Origin of the sequence: Paenibacillus sp. CR_12 (genome assembly GCF_041953985.1) — a bacterium.
In the GTDB taxonomy this organism is placed as follows: Bacteria; Bacillota; Bacilli; order Paenibacillales; family Paenibacillaceae; genus Paenibacillus_AQ; species Paenibacillus_AQ lautus_A.
This window is the reverse complement of record NZ_JAVFHO010000001.1, coordinates 572044-588898: the sequence shown is the minus strand read 5'-3', so window position 1 is coordinate 588898 and position 16855 is coordinate 572044. Positions and strand designations below refer to the sequence as shown.

Annotated in this window: 11 protein-coding genes; all 11 read right to left on the bottom strand. The window is 52.2% G+C overall.

The features are described 5' to 3' along the window. Positions 1 to 32 precede the first annotated feature (32 nt). The gene (locus tag RB297_RS02675; protein WP_375119785.1) at positions 33 to 2459 is read right to left on the bottom strand and encodes a glycoside hydrolase family 95 protein; all 2427 of its coding nucleotides are present in this window, start codon (positions 2457 to 2459) and stop codon (positions 33 to 35) included. Between the two features lie 26 nt (positions 2460 to 2485). After that, positions 2486 to 4198 (bottom strand): right-handed parallel beta-helix repeat-containing protein, encoded by a 1713-nt coding sequence (locus RB297_RS02670; RefSeq protein WP_375119650.1) that lies wholly within the window; start codon positions 4196 to 4198, stop codon positions 2486 to 2488. Positions 4199 to 4282: 84 nt separating this feature from the next. Then, positions 4283 to 5428 (bottom strand): SGNH/GDSL hydrolase family protein, encoded by a 1146-nt coding sequence (locus RB297_RS02665; protein ID WP_375119649.1) that lies wholly within the window; start codon positions 5426 to 5428, stop codon positions 4283 to 4285. Positions 5429 to 5580: 152 nt separating this feature from the next. Next, positions 5581 to 7248: an extracellular solute-binding protein gene (locus RB297_RS02660; protein WP_375119648.1), complete on the bottom strand. Its 1668-nt coding sequence runs from the start codon at positions 7246 to 7248 to the stop codon at positions 5581 to 5583. 135 nt (positions 7249 to 7383) lie between these two features. Further along, positions 7384 to 8289 (bottom strand): carbohydrate ABC transporter permease, encoded by a 906-nt coding sequence (locus tag RB297_RS02655; RefSeq protein ID WP_375119647.1) that lies wholly within the window; start codon positions 8287 to 8289, stop codon positions 7384 to 7386. A 14-nt stretch (positions 8290 to 8303) separates the two neighbouring features. Next, the gene (locus RB297_RS02650) at positions 8304 to 9260 is read right to left on the bottom strand and encodes an ABC transporter permease (RefSeq protein WP_374705854.1); all 957 of its coding nucleotides are present in this window, start codon (positions 9258 to 9260) and stop codon (positions 8304 to 8306) included. A 261-nt stretch (positions 9261 to 9521) separates the two neighbouring features. Then, complete coding sequence (locus RB297_RS02645; RefSeq protein WP_375119646.1) at positions 9522 to 11639, bottom strand: helix-turn-helix domain-containing protein; 2118 nt, start codon at positions 11637 to 11639, stop codon at positions 9522 to 9524. Between the two features lie 499 nt (positions 11640 to 12138). Continuing rightward, on the bottom strand, positions 12139 to 12900 hold the full coding sequence (locus tag RB297_RS02640) for a DUF4253 domain-containing protein (protein ID WP_375119645.1): 762 nt from the start codon (positions 12898 to 12900) through the stop codon (positions 12139 to 12141). Between the two features lie 163 nt (positions 12901 to 13063). Continuing rightward, positions 13064 to 14545 (bottom strand): S-layer homology domain-containing protein, encoded by a 1482-nt coding sequence (locus RB297_RS02635; protein WP_375119644.1) that lies wholly within the window; start codon positions 14543 to 14545, stop codon positions 13064 to 13066. A gap of 133 nt (positions 14546 to 14678) precedes the next feature. After that, entirely contained in the window at positions 14679 to 15374 is a 696-nt protein-coding gene (locus RB297_RS02630) for a response regulator transcription factor (protein ID WP_375119643.1), read from the bottom strand. Between the two features lie 3 nt (positions 15375 to 15377). Continuing rightward, complete coding sequence (locus RB297_RS02625; RefSeq protein WP_375119642.1) at positions 15378 to 16850, bottom strand: sensor histidine kinase; 1473 nt, start codon at positions 16848 to 16850, stop codon at positions 15378 to 15380. Positions 16851 to 16855 lie beyond the last annotated feature (5 nt).

The following is a 16855-nucleotide window of genomic DNA, read 5'->3' as shown; positions in this document are numbered from 1 at the left end:
GGATACCATCGAAAAGGTCTCCCTTATGCCGATCAAGCTCCGGGCTCCCCTGCGTGATCCGTGACCAGTCGATAGGTTAAGCCCTGTTCTGTTTCAAATGAAACTACGCCTTTGGCGGGGGCCTGTACGGGAATGCTGGCATCGCCTTGGTAAACCGCAATCCCATTTCCAAGTCCATTACTTATGCTTACGCTGCATACATTCCCCAAACGAGACATGATCTCTGCCTCCGTCAGTCTTCCATTCTTCCAGCGAATACCGACTTCAAAGCCGCCTCGTGCCCGCAATCCACGTACCTCGCCTTCCGGCCATTCATCCGGCAGAGCCGGCAGCAGCACGAGTAAGGAGCGATGCGACTGCAGCAGCATTTCCGCAATTCCCGCTGTAGCTGCGAAGTTGCCGTCGATCTGAAAAGGAGGATGCGCTCCTAATAAACTCGCATACACACCTCCATGATCGTAACGTTCCGAGTCCCCGTCCCGCACCAATCTCAGCATATTGGTTAACAGCCGGAGCGCACGGTTGCCGTCACCGAACCGGCTCCATAGCGCCACCCGCCAGCCCAGGCTCCAGCCCGTGCTTTCCTCCCCGCGACGCTCCAAAGAGGTTTGGGCAGCTGCAAACAGTTCCGGGCTTTCTTCCGCAGATAGCTGCCGTCCAGGATAAACCCCGACCAGGTGGGACGTGTGCCGATGAAATACGTCCTCATCCTCGGAGTCATGGGACCATTCCTGCAGCTGGCCGTATCGGCCGACCTGCAGAGGCAGCAAACGTTCGCGTTTGCTGCTCCATTCCTCCCGGAATTCCTCATCCACGCCGAGAATGCCGGCGGCTTCCATGCAATTGGTGAACAGCTCCCATATGAGGGAAATATCCATGGTCGCCCCTTCGCTGATGGCCGCCATCCCTTCAGACGTGCGGAATTTATGCTCAGGCGAGGTCGACGGCGAGGTCACGAGATGGCCTGCGTCGTTTTCTATAAGCCAGTCCAAAGCAAATAAAGAGGCTTCTTTCATCAGGGGATAAGCGAACGATCGTAAATAAGCTTCATCGCCGCTGTATGCGTAATGCTCCCATAAGTGCTGCGTCAACCAGATTCCTCCCATTTGCCAAAGCGCCCAGGAAGGATCGCCGTCCCCGTAATTGCCGACCGGTGCGGTATGGGCCCAGATATCCGTATTGTGATGAACGGTCCAGCCCCGGGTGCCGTAATGGACGGCGGCGGTTTCCGCACCGTTTACCGACAGGCTTCTGATCAGCTCCAGCAGAGGCTGATGGCATTCCGCCAAATTGCATACCTCCGCGGGCCAATAGTTCATTTGCGCATTGATGTTTAAGGTCCAATTGCTGCTCCACGGCGGCCGGGTTGAGGCATTCCATATCCCCTGAAGATTGGCTGCTTGCGTTCCGGGCCTGGAGCTTGAAATCAGGAGATAGCGGCCATAGTGGAACAGCAGCTGGACCAAGCCTGGATCCCGGGCACCGAATCGCTCGATTCTCTCCTCCGTGTCCATATCTTCTGCAGCCAGCGCCTCGCCTAATCGGAGGCTGACGCGGTCAAACAGGCTGCGATAATCGTTGATGTGCCGATCGCGCAGCTCTGTCCAAGACTGGCTGCATGCGGCTTTCATGGTCCCCGCAGCTACAGCCGAGGCGACAGCCTCCGGGTGATCTCCGCCATCGCGGTGACCTGGAATTTGGTCAAATCCGTTGAAGCTGGTGGCCGCGGTGAAGTAAATGACCGCTTCGCTCGCATCCAGTACATGAATGCCAGCTGCATCCACGGTAACGCGGCCATCCGTTTCGGCCACCGCCAGCCGACCGTTGAAGGCCATTGCAGCGGTATGTTCAGGATCGCCGTAACGGATTGGACGATCAGAGAAAACGTAGCTGGGCTCGACGCGTTCCGGCGCAAATCCCGACATGGCGTACATATCTTCTTCGGTCTTTACGGTATAACGCAGCGGACTTTCCAGATAGGCATGAAAGTTCAGGGCGCAAGCAGCGCTCGAGGTTAACCGCAAGGCAATCATCTGGTCCGGGCTGGACGCAAAGCATTCCCTTGTGTAGGTCACCTCGCCGATGCGGTATTCCGTTCGTTGAACGGCATTGGCGATATCCAGCGTTCTTCGGTAAGAATGAAACACGCCTCCATGATCAAACCTGAGGCATAAGTCTCCTAACGGCAGGTAAGATTCCGTATAGGGCCCCATCATCTTGCGCCCTAGCTGATCTGCCTCCATATAACGCCCCTGGCTTGCCAGCTCCCGGATCTCCGGCAGCGCTTCCCGTGCAGACGGGTTGTTCCAATCCCTGGGATAACCGGACCAGAGCGTATCCTCGTTCAAGCTGATCGTTTCACGCTCCACGCCGCCGTAAACCATGCCTCCAAGACGTCCGTTGCCGATCGGCAGCGCCTCGGTCCAGACCGTCGCCGGTTTCACATACTGCAATTTCATGTTTGCTCCCACTCGCCTTGCCTCCTTTATTTCAATTCGTCATGCTCCAAGTCATTACAGGAAATATCCGTTCCCGTGCAGGCTTCCAAAAGGACGCGTTCGTCCGTACGGGTATTCCCTGCAAGGGCGTGTTTTTCCTGCATCCGAATCACGTTATTTTGGAATATCAGTCCCTCCGTGCTTCTTGCCATTAACCAAGCTTCCCCGGTCGTTTCAAAGCGGTTGCACGCGATCCGAATGTTGCGGTGAACGGCTGCATGATATTGTTTATTCTCCGGCGCAATCCGTATCACGGCATGTCCGGGACCGCCGCAATTCACAAACCGGTTATCCACGATGCTCATATCCGTTACGGCGCCCGATTCGTACCAGGAAGATGCATCCGCTGCGACCAGTATCGCGCTCATCTGAATGTTCAAGAAGGTGTTATCCCGAATCACGATCCGCCGCGGCGTCGTGGCCAGAATTCCGCGCGTGGGAATCCGGGCGAATGTATTGCCGACAATTTCGACCTCCGGCGTCCAAGTCATATTTTCAAGGACGTCCCCTTCTCCGATGTCAGCGGGAACCGCGTTTTCCAACGTGAGCAGCCATTCGCGCGGCGACTTCATGGCGACAGCGGCGACTCGTCCGAAAGCGTAAGGGTTCAGCGTATCCGCGTTTACGAACGCAACCTCATCTTCCGGCAGAAAAGCAGAAAATCCGTAAGTCTGCGGATGCATAAACCTGACAAGCAATTGATTGGAGTCTGGTCTACCAACGATCCGAAGATAGGTGCCGTGGACATTGATCCCATCATCATGCGCCCCTGCAAACCGACTATTCCGAATCGAGACCTTCCCCCTGCAGCCCGACAGGTGGATGAAATCCGCAAATCCCGCCACCGTGCGGCCGGTTTCCGGACTCGGCGTCAGATCCAAGCGTTCAAAGGTCAGATTGGCGCTGAACTGTCCAACCACGCCCAGTCCATGCATGAAATGCAGACCCACGTCGCTGAACGTCACCCCGGAGCTTTGGGTGATCAACATGCCAACCTGGTCCCGAATGCCGTCGCGCATTTGCACGATCGTACCGGGAGCCATGTGCGGAGGGGGTTGATTTCCAAAATGAAACCGAAGCCGACGCGGCGACAGCTCCTCGGTAAACACCACCCGCTCCAGCCAATTGTCCACGCGCCAGGCAGCACCCAAATCCGCACTGCATAACTGCATCGGTCCTTCGCGAAAACGCCAGCCTTCGCCCACCCATTCGAATATGCCGTCAGCGCAATCATAGCGTGAATCCGGGTGAACGGTTGCCTCAAGATAAGCATCGACGCACCGATCCACCGTCATTTCGGTCACGGTCGGGGCGGCGTAATCCCAGTGCAGGTTGCGAATTTCAATATCCGTGCAGCCATCGAGCACAAGCATCGTCTGCTTTCCGTGGAAAACAAACAAAGCGCCGTTCCCCTCGAGCGTCACGTTGTGCAGATCCTTAAGCCAAATCCCGATCGTTTTGGTCACATCCGGATTCTCTTCCTCGCTGGTTGTATTCGTGATATAATACGCTTCCCGATCGGCCGATTGAGGATAAAAATGATAGCAGCCCGGCGGTATGTCCAGAATGACCGAGCCTTCCATTGCCCTGGCGGCTTCTATCGCGCGTTTCATGGCAGGCTGCGCATCCGGGTTATTCGAGTCCTCGTAATCCCGCAAGGATAGGATAATCGGTGCTGTAGTGTTTTGATTTCCAGGCATCTGCAGTGACAACACCTCCCCATTACTAGTAACAGCCCTTTGCAGGCTTGGTGTGACCCATCGCGAAAAATCCGCGATGTTCGCCTAATTCGCTAGCAGCTTCAGCACGCGCATGCCCGTACCCTGGCTTCGCTTATCCTTGAGTCCTGTATTGCGAACCATGACCGAAATCGACCCGCGCGCTTGAAATCTCGGAAAGTGTACGCTGACTGGCCGATAAGCGTTCAAGCACCACTCGTCGAAGGGATTGACCCGTACGATGGACCCGCCGTTGATCGAGTATTCAAAGATTCCGGTGTCGGGTCCGCATAACAGCAGCAGTCCGCTGCTTTGTCCCACCACGGTGAACGTAAACGAAGCGTCCGGATGATCGGAGTACCGGTGATCTGTCGCGTAACGCCAATTCATGAGCTTTGAACCTGACGGCAGCTCCCGGAATTGAAAATCCCCGGTATAATCGGCTAGCTCATATGGGAGCATTTCGGCATATTCGTAGTTCCCCGCCAGCATCGGTTCTACGGGCAAATGTCCGCAATGATTGAGCATCAAGGAGTCACCCTCTGTCGACAGCAGCTCCTTCAAATATCCCTGCAAAAAACCGGCGTATATCTCATGCCCCTCGTCGTTCGCATGGTATCCATCAGGTGCAAGCGATGACCAAGCGACCTCACCGTTAGTCAGCATGCCATAAATGCCGGCGGCAAAATCGACGGAAGGAATGCCGTAATGCTCGGCCACTTCTTCGTGAACGGCAATGGGATACGGCCGGATACGGGCCAGGTTTCGCTCCGACCCGGTATAAATGAAACATAGATCCGTTCCGGGTGACAGACGACGGCATTGGCGTACAATTCCCTCCATTCCTCTTATGGATTCTTCCCGGTCGCTCCCGTCATTTACGCTGAATTCCACGAATAGCAAATCGATGTTCCCGACGCTCAGCACGTGCTCTCGAAGACGGTGAGCTCCCAGCGAAGAATCCGTCCCCCCGACACCTGCGTTAATGGAGCGAATCCGCGAACTTCCGAAACGTTCTCTTAAATAATGAGCCGTTAAAGCACGCCAGCTGGTCTTATCGGCCGCTGAAGCGCCGGCTCCCTCCGTGATGGATCCGCCCAGAAAGGCAACCGTCACCTGTTCTTTCCCTGCAAGTTTGGCTTTAACATGAGGCAGCCCTTCGCGATGAACGATGAATGCGGTACGGTCCCTGCCTTTGTTATAATCCGACACATGATCACCTTCCCTCGTTTCATTCCTGTGTCTTCTCCATAGATACCCTTGAAACAGAGAAAATGCGGAGTGGCCGATCGGTTTAGACCGGCACCCGCATATGGATGTTGGAATGACTTCATGACAGCCGCAGTTGCTTAGCAATCCTTCGATTATTTGGCGGATTGATCGTAAGCCGTCTGCAAAATTTCGAGATAACGATCCAGTTTCAGATCCTTCAATCCTTTGACGTAAGCGTCCCAATCCTTGTTCAGATCCTTGTTGCCCGTAATGAATTGCAGCTGGTTTTGCTCAATATAGTTTTTAAGGTTGGTCTGAAGCATGCTGGCTTCATCGATGACGCTCGGATCGATCCAGATCGACCAGATCGGAAAGATCTCCTTCGGCTCATGTCCTTGATACAGCAGCGAAGCATTATACAATCTGCGCTCATAGCCGTCGGATGCATAAATATCGGTTCCCTGCACCCACGTATCGCGATACTCCTTCGGCATATAGAAATGGCCCATTCCGCTCCAACCCGCATTATGCGGCGTTTCGCCTTCCTTCGTCGGAATGGTCTTGACCATCGGCGTCACGCCCTCGCCGAGCGCTTGATCGCCGGGCTCGGGGTCTGTCCAATCGATCCCTTTCATGCCGGTTGCGGCATTGGTTTGGCCTTCCGGCGTAAACATGTAGTCCACCATCTTGATCAATGCTACCCGGGCTTCTTCACTGGCTTTGTTCGTGATCACGAATTTTGCGCCCGGTGATACGCCGCCCGCATCATGGGTTGCGTATGAAATTCCGTTCGGTCCGCTTAGCGGCGGAAGCGGATTGTAATGCGCCGAACGGGTGTTGCCCGGATCGATGTTCACGAAGATGGCCGGGTGCATGCCGGCACCGGCGCCGAGAATTTCAGCGTCCGCATTCTCGCCGATTTTCTTGAATGCCTCCGCATTTTGGGTGAATGCGCCCGGATCGATCAATCCCTCGTCATACAACGATTTGATATAGGTGAGCCCTTCCTTCCATTCCGGCGTGATCGCCGCGGACTCGACCTTGCCGCCATTCATCGTCAAGTAGTTGCGGTCGTCGTCGTAAACGAAGCTGTTCATCAGATAAGGGATAATTCGAACGCCGAAATCCTCCGTTGAACCGCTGAGGGGCACTTCATCCGCCTTCCCGTTGCCGTTCGGATCCTGCGTTTTGAATGCCTGCAGCATGCTTCTGAATTCCTCGGTCGTTTTCGGTTCCTTGAGATTCAGCTTCTTCAGCCATTCGGTATTGATCCACATTTTGTTGGGATAGGAGCAGTGGAAGCATTCCGTGTATGCGCCTAGTCCGTAGATATTCCCATCCGGGGCCGTAACAAGCGCCTTCATTTCCGGCGTAGCTTCCATGGCCGCTTTAATGTTCGGCCCATGCTGTTCAATCAGATCGTTCAGGGGAACGAGCACTCCCTGCTGACCGTATTTGAGCACATCCGCTTGGGAGAATTCATCGATATAGTGCGTCAGCAGATATGCATCCGGATAATCGCCGCTGGCCAGAGAAATTTGGCGTTTCTCCTTGGCGCCGTCCGAGGGATTGATCTGCCAATTGAATTTAATGTTAAACTGTTCCTCGATATGCTTGGTGAATTTGTTCACCGGAATATCGATGCCTGATTCCTGTACGGCAAAAACGCTGATTTCCACGGGTTTCGAGCTGTCCGAACTGCCGGACGCGCTTCCGCCCTGCGGGCTGCTCGGGCTTTCTGTATTTTTGCCTGAGCAACCTGCCATCACGATGCTGCTCACCAATAACAGCATGAGCATGCTGAATAGGCCTTTTTTCAAATGGAATCGCTCCCTTTTTCATTAGAGTCAACACGCAAACGACTAGCTTTACACGATACGGAGCCTCACCTCCCTTCCAACATAAGCAAGCTCAAGTTCCCTTGGCCTGATTCGGCCGTTCCCCTCAAATAGCGATCAGCCTTTCACGGAACCTACGAGCATCCCCTGCACAAAATAGCGCTGCACAAACGGATAAATGACCAGCACAGGCAAGGTGGCAACCACGATCAGCGCATATTTCAGGAGTTCGGCAAGCTGCTGCCTCTCAACCATGGCTAAAGCATCCATCGTTCCCGAACTGTTATTCTGAATGATGATGCTTCGAAGAATCAGCTGAAGCGGAAACAAGTCGGCGCTTTTCAAGTAAATCAACGCATCGAAGTACGCATTCCATTGGCCGACCGCATACATAAGCACGAGCACGGCCATAATCGGCTTCGACAACGGGAGGACGATGCTCCAGATAAAACGGATGTCGCTGCAGCCGTCCATCTCGCTGGCCTCCTGCAATTCGTCCGGAATGGAAGACTGAAAGAAAGATCGGGCGATAATCACCTGCCACACCCAAATGGCATTGGGAATGAGCAGCGCCCAGCGTGTGTCGATCAGATGAAGCTCCCGCACGACCATGTAGGTCGGTATCAGCCCCCCGCTGAATATCATCGTAAACGTAATGATCATCATCAACGCGTTGCGTCCGAAAAACGATCTGCGCGACAGCGGGTAGGCAATCATGATGGTCAACACGACACTGATGATCGTGCCAGCCGTCGTGTAGAAAATGGAATTGGCGTATCCGGTCATAATCTCGGGCGTTTTAAAAAGGACCCGAAAGCCTTCGAACGAAATATCGACCGGCCACAACCATACCCGACCCGAAGTAACTGCTGCCGGGCTGCTGATGGAGCTACTGATGATATAAATCAACGGAAACAATACCGCAATAACGACCAGAAAGAGAACGATGTATACCGTCGTCAGGAAGATGCGGTCGCCTGCGGACTCCTTGATTTTTCTTGTGCCTGCTTGTTGAACTGCCATGCGATAGCTCCTCCTTACCAAATGCTGTTATGGGTCATTCGTTTAGCCAATCCGTTCACGGTCAGCAGCAGAATGAGGTTGATCACGGAATTGAAGAGTCCGACTGCGGTTGCAAAGCTGTAGTTGGCATTCAGCAGCCCAATCCGATACACATAGGTTGCAATGATTTCGGAGTTCACCTGATTCAGCGGATTTTGCAGCAGATAGACCTTCTCGAATCCAAGCGCCATCACGTTGCCGACATTCAGAATCAAAATGATGACGATGGTCGGCACAATGCCCGGCAGATCCACATGGCGGATCTTTTGGAAGCGCGAGGCGCCGTCCACCTTCGCCGCTTCATACAGGGTCGGATCAATGCCGGCCAATGCCGCCAAATAGATCACCGCGCTGTAACCTGCCGTCTGCCAAATATCGGACCATACGTAGATGGAACGAAACATCCCGGGATCGCCGAGAAAGTTCACGGACTCCAGACCGAAAAAATTCAGAGCCACGTTGGCAAAGCCCAGCCGCGGGGCCAGAAACAGCATGATGATCGACACCATGACCACCGTTGAAATAAAATACGGCGCAAAGGATACCAGTTGGACGAACTTTTTGAATCTGCCGCCCCGGATCTCGTTAATCATTAACGCCAGCACGATCGGAATCGGAAACCCGGCTAAGATGAGATAACCGCTGAGAATGATCGTGTTTTTGACGAGCGTCCAGAATAACGGATTCTCGAAGAACAGCTCGAAGTGCTTGAAGCCTACCCAGGGACTGCCCCATATTCCCTTGATGACGTTGTAGTCCTTGAAGGCAAGAACGGCATTCAGCATCGGATAGTACTTAAATATCAGGAAAAACAGCAGCGGCGGAATCACGAGCAGGTACAGCTGCCAATGCTTCCTCAAACTCTTTCGTGCAACATGCCAATAGCCGGTGCTGGTGTTGGTATGGATAACAGGCTCCGACTCGATTACCAATGGCTTCTCCAGAATAATCCCCCCTAATGAAATGACAGATGCTGTGTCGGCATTGATTTGATAGCGTTTTCTTTATGTGTCGATCATAGGCGAGAAATCCGGCCTTTGAACAGGTACACTTCGGTCGTTTGGCGTACAAATAACCGTTTTTCCATAGGCCATCCTGTCTCGTCAGGGGCCAAATCCCGGGTATTCGCGTTTTCTTTAGCCCAAACAGCCGCATCGTCCAAAACGACAATGCGGCTTGCGAGGATCAACCCTTTACACGACCTCATGAGACTGACGGTAAGCGCTCGGGGAAATGCCGATGAGCCGCTTGAATGCCCTGCGAAACGAATGGGAGCTGTTATAGCCCACCTGAGCCGCTATTTCATCGACCGTGAGGTTCGTCTCGGCAAGCAGAATGGCCGCCCGATCCATCCGCACCTTGATCAGATGATCGGAATAATTGACTCCGGTTACTTCCTTGAACAATTGGGAGATGTATTTCTCCGGCCGCTCCACGTGCTCAGCCACGCGGTATAAGGTGAGATCCGGATGTGCGTACGTCGCTTCGGTATATTCATAAATCTGCCTGATCAGTTTGGCATGGGAGTCCTTCTTTTTATTGGAAATATATCGGCACAGCTCTCCCATGATCGCGCGGATTTCGTTATGGATCGACTCCAGCGGCTCGGTAAAGCCGATATCGATGATGCGCCTTTTTATGCTTTCAAACCATTCCGACTCCGCAAAAATTTTCTGATCCATTAACTTAAGGAACGTTCCTTTGATTTCACCTACCAGCTGGTGCTTCATCTCGACGGATAACTCCCGCTGATGGAGATTTTGATCCATGATCAGATTGACGATCTTCTCGGCTTCTTCCAGCTCTCCTGCCCGTATCGTGCTGATCAAGCGCTGCTCGGTGTCCAGCGGGTAGTAATACGTTGTATTGACGATTCGGGCTTCGCGGTACCACACCGTCTCTTTTTGATTCATGTAGACGGCATATTCAAGAGCCTGCTTGGCCTGGTCAAATGACTGCCCCGCCTCTGAGACCGAATCGAACGGATCGCCGAAACCGGCTTGGAGGAACATTTTATATTCATGCAGCACCTGCTTCGTCAGCGTTTCGATCAACCCCGTAATTCGAAGCTCTTCATCCGGTCCAGGCTCTCGTTCTTGGTCGGCAAAGAACAAAACCACCATTTTGTCCGAGCCCAGATCCGTCATGGGCAGCGTCCCGGCGATTTCGGAAAAGGCCTGCTTCATGAGAAGCCGGGCGGCGTTAAGCTCGTTAAGGATCTCCACGCTGTCCATGCCGGCATATCCTTTGATCTGCAGGATGCCGACATAGCCTTTTCCGTTATGCAAGGCAATATCAGCCTGCTGGGCAGCGGAAGCAATTTCGTCCCTCGATTCAAACTCGCCGGCAATCAGCCGTCTCAGGAAAGCATCCCGGACAAACGGCAGCTGACGCGTCAGCTCGTTTTCCAGCTGTTTGTTTTTGCTGATCATATTGGAAATATTCCCGCTCAAAAAGTCGAATTCATTGCGCTCCGTCACCTCATCCCTGCCGAACTGCTCTTTCATGATGCTAATCATTCGATGGATCGGCACGCTGTTCCGATGAGCCAAATACAACCCGAACAGCAGCCCGACGATCATGGCGCCTCCGGTAATGAACCAGGACGCTTGTTTAATTTGATCGGCATTCTCCATTAGGGCGCTGCGGGGGATGCCGGCCTGATAGACCCAACCGCTCTTATCGGAGCGCGTGGTGATCACAAGGTCATTCTTGTAGAACTGGCTGGTTTTGTTCTGATCGAATGCCGGATCGTTCATGATTTGGCTTACATCGGATTCCATGTTTCCTTGAAGAGCAAGCGTATTCCCGTTCCCGTCGTGGATGTGCACCCAGCCGCCGTAGTTGTCGGTTAACCCCGAGAATAATCCGGCAATCGTCCGTGCATCGATCACGACCACAACATTGGCCGGGGAGGAATCGTTAAAGCTGTCCAGCGGGAGCGATTGCATGTACGTGATGACCGAGGTTTCGTTGTCCCTTTCCGAAAAGGAAGAGAGCGGTTTGATTTCACTGCGATGGGCTTTCTCCAGGATCTGTTGTTTCCATTCCTCAAAACTGAGATCGTCATAATGAAAAAACTCATAATAATGCTCCGGCCGATAAGAAGAGCCCGACGTTACGATCAAGTCGTAGTTCGCCAAATAGATGTAGTAATGCTGAAGAAAATCGTTGGTTTGACCGAAAGTCAGCACATTGCGCATCGTTCTCCATATGCCGTAAACATCCCTTTGGGCAAGATGATCGTTGAGAAGCACGTTAAGGTCTTGATTGATCGCCAGCTGCCGCGTCATCCCTTCCACTTCCGCCATCCTGTGTTCCAGCAGCTCCTGGCTTTTCTCGAGCTGAACGATGCTGTTCTCTATCGAAATGGATTGCGTTACGGAGATGGAGGTTAAGTAGGATATGTATCCTCCGATGGTGGGAATGAGCAGAATGGCAATATAGGAGATGAGAAAGCTGCGAAAAACCTTCGATTGCTTAAGAATAGATATCCCCCCTTATGTGATAGCGTTTTCAAAAAATAACGACTCAAGTTCTCCCGCCAGCTATAAATTTGATCATAATGGATATTTGCGGCGCAAGGGTAGGTACTTCTGCGTATGGCAGGGTACATTTTTCCATACCAGGCCTGCATGCGGCTAAATGACGGAAAGTAACTCCATATTAGGGGAATCGGCAAGCTGGGTAAATATCCGATTGTTAAGGTTCATGATGCTTTATGACAATAACGGAAAATAACCATGCCTTTGGATATTTTGACCATTGTCCACATAAAAAAAAGCCGCGTTTTCACGCGGCAGCTGACGTTTAATCCCACCAAAAATACCAGATATCGTGCTTCATTAAATAGTCCGCATAATGTCCAAGCGTCGGAAACCCGTCCATGATATATTGGCAGAAAATAAAATGCTCCTTGGCGAGCCGTAATGCTTCTTCAAACGTATGGGGTCGTTTTCCGGCCTGAAGAATCCAAGTATCTTCCGAAACGGCCACGATTTTAATCTGATACTTCTGCTGAAAATGCTTAAAAATCACCGACTGATGCTCGGGCAGCGGACATTCGTTATAACCTCCCATCGGAACCCACAGCGGTGCTTCATATCCGGCTTCGGCCGGCAGCGTCAGCAGGATCACCTGCTCGTCCTCTTCCACCTTTCCCTGCACCCATGACGTATTCCAGTCAAAGGGCTCGGCATCCGATTCGCCAAACTCTTCGTTGAGCATTTCGCTGCCTTCCCATAATAATGAATAAGAACGATATAATTCCTCAAAGCTCTTGCCTTCTAATTCTTCCGGTTCCAGCGCAATATCCGTATAGGATAATCGCGAAGCCACGATTTTTCCCAACACATCTTTCATGCTTAACCGCTGAACCTGCTCCAGCTCCTTGTTCACGTATTCAGAAAGGGTTTCTTCTTCGCAGATCTCCTCCATCATTTCCACCAGATTGTAGCCGGGAGCGATGAGAATCTTGTGCTCCCCTTCCTTTGGGACAGGGAGCGTTAAGCCATCCAAATCCAAAACTTCAATATCACGTTCGCTTAAATAATTGGCAAGCTCTTCGACCATATGTACACCTCGAATATAGCAGATTTTGAAACCAGTATAAGTTCTTACCCTTAATTTTACAAATGATAGAACCACTTAGATAGTCACTTATAAACAAGTTCAAGAGGACGAGCTTTACGCTCGCCCTCTTGTATATGGACAGACATGTCCATGCTGTAATGGATTAATTGACGGTCAGGGCCGCATCGGTTTCTCCTGCCCACTCGCCTACCGGTTTGAGGGTATACGTCGATCCCGGCTTCAATTTACTTTCCTGCGTCAAATCGAATATGCCTACGGCTCCTTTTCGGCTTGAATATTTATAGGTCGCAATGTGTTGATTGCCGTCAGCGTCGGTCAATTCCACGCTCCGGCCGGAGAACAGCTCATCCCCCGGATCCTCGGACAACGTGATGGCAATGGAACTGTCGCTGACTGCCTCGGCTTCGATGATGTCCAGCGGAGCAACCGATCCTGCAACGAATGACAGGTTGTCGATCTGTGCCCAGTCCGAAGAAACGGTGTAGGTAACGCCCGGCGTCAACGTCTGGCCTTCCGGCAATCGGAATTTCGGCTCTTGCTTGCCGTCGGTGGATTGGGTGAAGGGTACGTATTTGGCCACGATGGGTTGTCCGCCTGCAGGCGTAATCGTAACTTCCCTGGCTTGACCAGAAGATATGATCTGATAGACCTTGCCATCGGCGCTGTTATTCTCATCCAATACGAAGGCATTGGCTCCGCGGCCTCCGCTATAAGCGGAAATAACATAACCGTAGTCGACGACGCCATTCTCCTTGAGCGCCTCCAATTCAAATGTATCCTGGGTGACCTGTCTGGCCTCGGTCATGTCCAGCTTCGTGCTGTTTCCTGTAAATGTACCTGCTGTTTTCCCTTTATAGGTCAGCGTATACGATGTCCCCGGTTTTTGAACGGAAGTTGGAACGATATAGGTGGAAATAGAACCCGTCTTCAGACGCGGCATATTCGTCAGGGCAAGACCGTCGTTAAATTTAAAATCTTCTTTGGCTTTGGCAAACGCCTCATCGTCCGATGTCAATGGAGCATCAAAGGTGACGATCAAGGTGATGGCATTCAGTGCGCGGACGCTCGTGATTTTTGCTTTTTCCGACGGTATTGCGTCATGTGCAATGCTGATCAAATAGGCAGCCTGACCTCGAGTGGCATGGCCCTCCTCGGAATAAAAACGTTGCGCCCAGTAATCCACGGACTTCGCATCTCGTTTCAGAGCCTTAGACACCATCTGTACCAGTTCAGCATGGGTAACGCTTCCCCTTGGATCAAAACGTCCGTCCGGTGCCTGCATAATATCTAGTGCTACCAGCTCAGTTGCGTACCGCTCATACCACGCGTTAGATTTCACATCCGTGAAGCTTGGCTCTGTCTGCCCTTTGCCTTCAAGACCAAACGCAAGCACCAGCATTTTCGCCAGTTCTGCCCGTGTGATCGGACTTGTTATCCCCATCGTGCCGTCTTGGTAACCCTGCATCACGCGCAGCTGGGACAGCCCTTGAACGGCTTGCTCTATATCTTGGGCAGCGAGCGGCGCTTGTGCAGCTTCGGCCTGCAGAACATGAAACGGAAGCGTCGCCGTTCCCAGTGCGGCGGCCAGCATCATGGCCGCCAGTTTATTCGAATACTTCTTCATAAGTAAGTCCTCCCTATCTTCGATGAATATGAACGATAATCGTCATATCTCCATGATAGATGAGAGTCCTAAACTCCCAAGAAATCCGGGATTAAACGTTTCGAAAATATTTATTAACAATTTCTAAACTCATTCAGACCGAAAAACGATAGCCCGCTCCCCATACCGTTTCAATGTACTGCGGATTGGATGGATCCAGCTCCATCTTTTCGCGCAGCTTTCGGACGTGAACGGTGACGGTAGCGATATCCCCGCTGGAATCCATGCCCCAAATCCGTTCGAACAATTCATGTTTGTTGAACACCCGGTTCGGATGGCTCGCCAGAAATTCAAGCAAATTAAATTCCCGGGTCGTAAACGCGACTTCCTGATTGCGTACGAACACCCTTCGCGCCGTTTTGTCGATGACCAGGCCCCGGATATGAATTTCCGAGCTTGGACTCGGACTTTGCTTGCCCAGAAGCCTTACATATCTCATCAAATGGGCTTTGGCTCTTGCGACTAATTCGCTCGGGCTAAAAGGCTTGGTAATGTAATCGTCGGCACCGAGATTAAATGCACGGATTTTATCGATCTCCTCATTCTTGGCGGATACGATCAGAATCGGGACCTCCTTGTTTTTCCTGATATGGCTGCACAACTCGTAGCCATTCATGCTGGGAAGCTGAAGGTCCACAATGATGAGGCTGTAGTCCTCGTTAAGCGCAAGCTTCAAGCCCTCGTCACCCGTATGGCATAAATCGACGGCAAAACCGTTCAGCTCAAAATAATCCCGCTCCAACTGGGCGATGGTCGTTTCGTCTTCGATGATGAGAATGCGTGTGGCCATGGGTTACCGCGTCTCCTTCCTGTTCGCTCGTTTCAGGGTAAAGTACAGGCTTGTTCCGACGCCAAGCTCGCTTTCAGCCCAGATTTGGCCCCCGTGTCCTTCAATGATCTGGCACGCAATCGCAAGACCCAGACCGCTGCCGCCTGTTGAAGAGTTGCGGGATGGCTCGGCCCGATAAAACCTTTCGAATATATAAGGGATCGCTTCCGGTGCGATGCCTGTACCGTTATCCCGGATTTCAACCGTTACCCATTCCGGAGACAGCCGGATCGAGATGCCGATGTTTTTTTGCCCCTTGTCCATGAAATTCTGGGCATTTCCAATGATGTTGAGCACGGTTCGCTTTAATTTCTCAAGGTCGGCAATGACTTCGACAGGATCACCGGGGCGTTCCTTCCACTCCAGCCGAATGTCCTTCTCCTCCAGAACATAGCGCTGCTCATCGATGCAGTCGTCAATGAAACCGATGATATCGACATGCTCGAACATAAAGGGCACCTGCTTCAAATCCAGCTTGGAATACAGAAACAGCTCATCCACGAGTTTATCCAGATCGATGGTTTTGGTGTAGATGATATTCACGTATTTATCCATCTTCTCGGGCGTATCCGCGACGCCGTCTCGAATGCCCTCGACATAACCCTTTATATTCGTTATCGGTGTGCGCAGATCGTGTGAGATATTGGAGATCAGCTCTTTTCGGTTCTCTTCGTCCCGGAGCCGGAGCTGAATCGATTCGTGCAGCCGCTTTCGCATATTCTCAAACGTTTCGTTCAGCTGGCCGATTTCGTCCTTCGAATGCATATCCAGGGAAAACTGAAGATTCCCCTCCTTGATGTGTTCGGCCGAATTTCGGAGCAAGTCAAGCGGTTTGACCACGCTGCGCGTAATCCAGCGATATAACATCACGTTCGCAACCACGATGATGCCGACGAGACTCAATACAAGGATGGGCAACAGCTTGCGCGTTACCTCGCCGAAAGGACTTCGCTCTCGGATCACGTATACGCTTCCCTTCGTCTCGTCCGAGAACCGGAAGTCGAATTTGGCATAAGCATAAAAGCGTTCCCCGATGCTCAGCGTATTGCGGATTTGATTGTTGTTCAGGTCGAATGGAGGGAGATTCGCTTCCAGCTCAGGCTGGTTTAACGTATTGGACTCGTAAACCTGAAGGCTTTCCTTACGCACGTACAGGCCTGCCCGCACGGTTCTCAGCTTAAAATCATATTCCTTCAGCAGCTCTTGATCCAGCAGACCGTCCGGTTCGTTCTTGGCAAGATATTTTAATTCAAGGAAGATAGACTCCTCTTGCTCGGTCAGCGGGTTAACCTGGTAGTGAACTTTATAAAAATCCCGAACCCCGCGAATGTCCCCGGTAGCCGCGACGGTAAACAAACTGGCAGTCAAGACGAACACCAACAAGCTGATGACCAGCATGCCGGTAAAGGACAGCAGCAGCTTGATCCTGATCGACATGCGTC

Excerpts from the sequence above, each read along its gene's own strand:
- RB297_RS02675 (WP_375119785.1), bottom strand. The coding sequence starts at position 2,459 with ATGAAATTGCAGTATGTGAAACCGGCGACGGTCTGGACCGAGGCGCTG.
- RB297_RS02670 (WP_375119650.1), bottom strand. The coding sequence starts at position 4,198 with ATGCCTGGAAATCAAAACACTACAGCACCGATTATCCTATCCTTGCGG.
- RB297_RS02655 (WP_375119647.1), bottom strand. The coding sequence starts at position 8,289 with ATGGCAGTTCAACAAGCAGGCACAAGAAAAATCAAGGAGTCCGCAGGC.
- RB297_RS02645 (WP_375119646.1), bottom strand. The coding sequence starts at position 11,639 with ATGGCGGAAGTGGAAGGGATGACGCGGCAGCTGGCGATCAATCAAGAC.
- RB297_RS02640 (WP_375119645.1), bottom strand. The coding sequence starts at position 12,900 with ATGGTCGAAGAGCTTGCCAATTATTTAAGCGAACGTGATATTGAAGTT.
- RB297_RS02635 (WP_375119644.1), bottom strand. The coding sequence starts at position 14,545 with ATGAAGAAGTATTCGAATAAACTGGCGGCCATGATGCTGGCCGCCGCA.
- RB297_RS02630 (WP_375119643.1), bottom strand. The coding sequence starts at position 15,374 with ATGGCCACACGCATTCTCATCATCGAAGACGAAACGACCATCGCCCAG.
- RB297_RS02625 (WP_375119642.1), bottom strand. The coding sequence starts at position 16,850 with ATGTCGATCAGGATCAAGCTGCTGCTGTCCTTTACCGGCATGCTGGTC.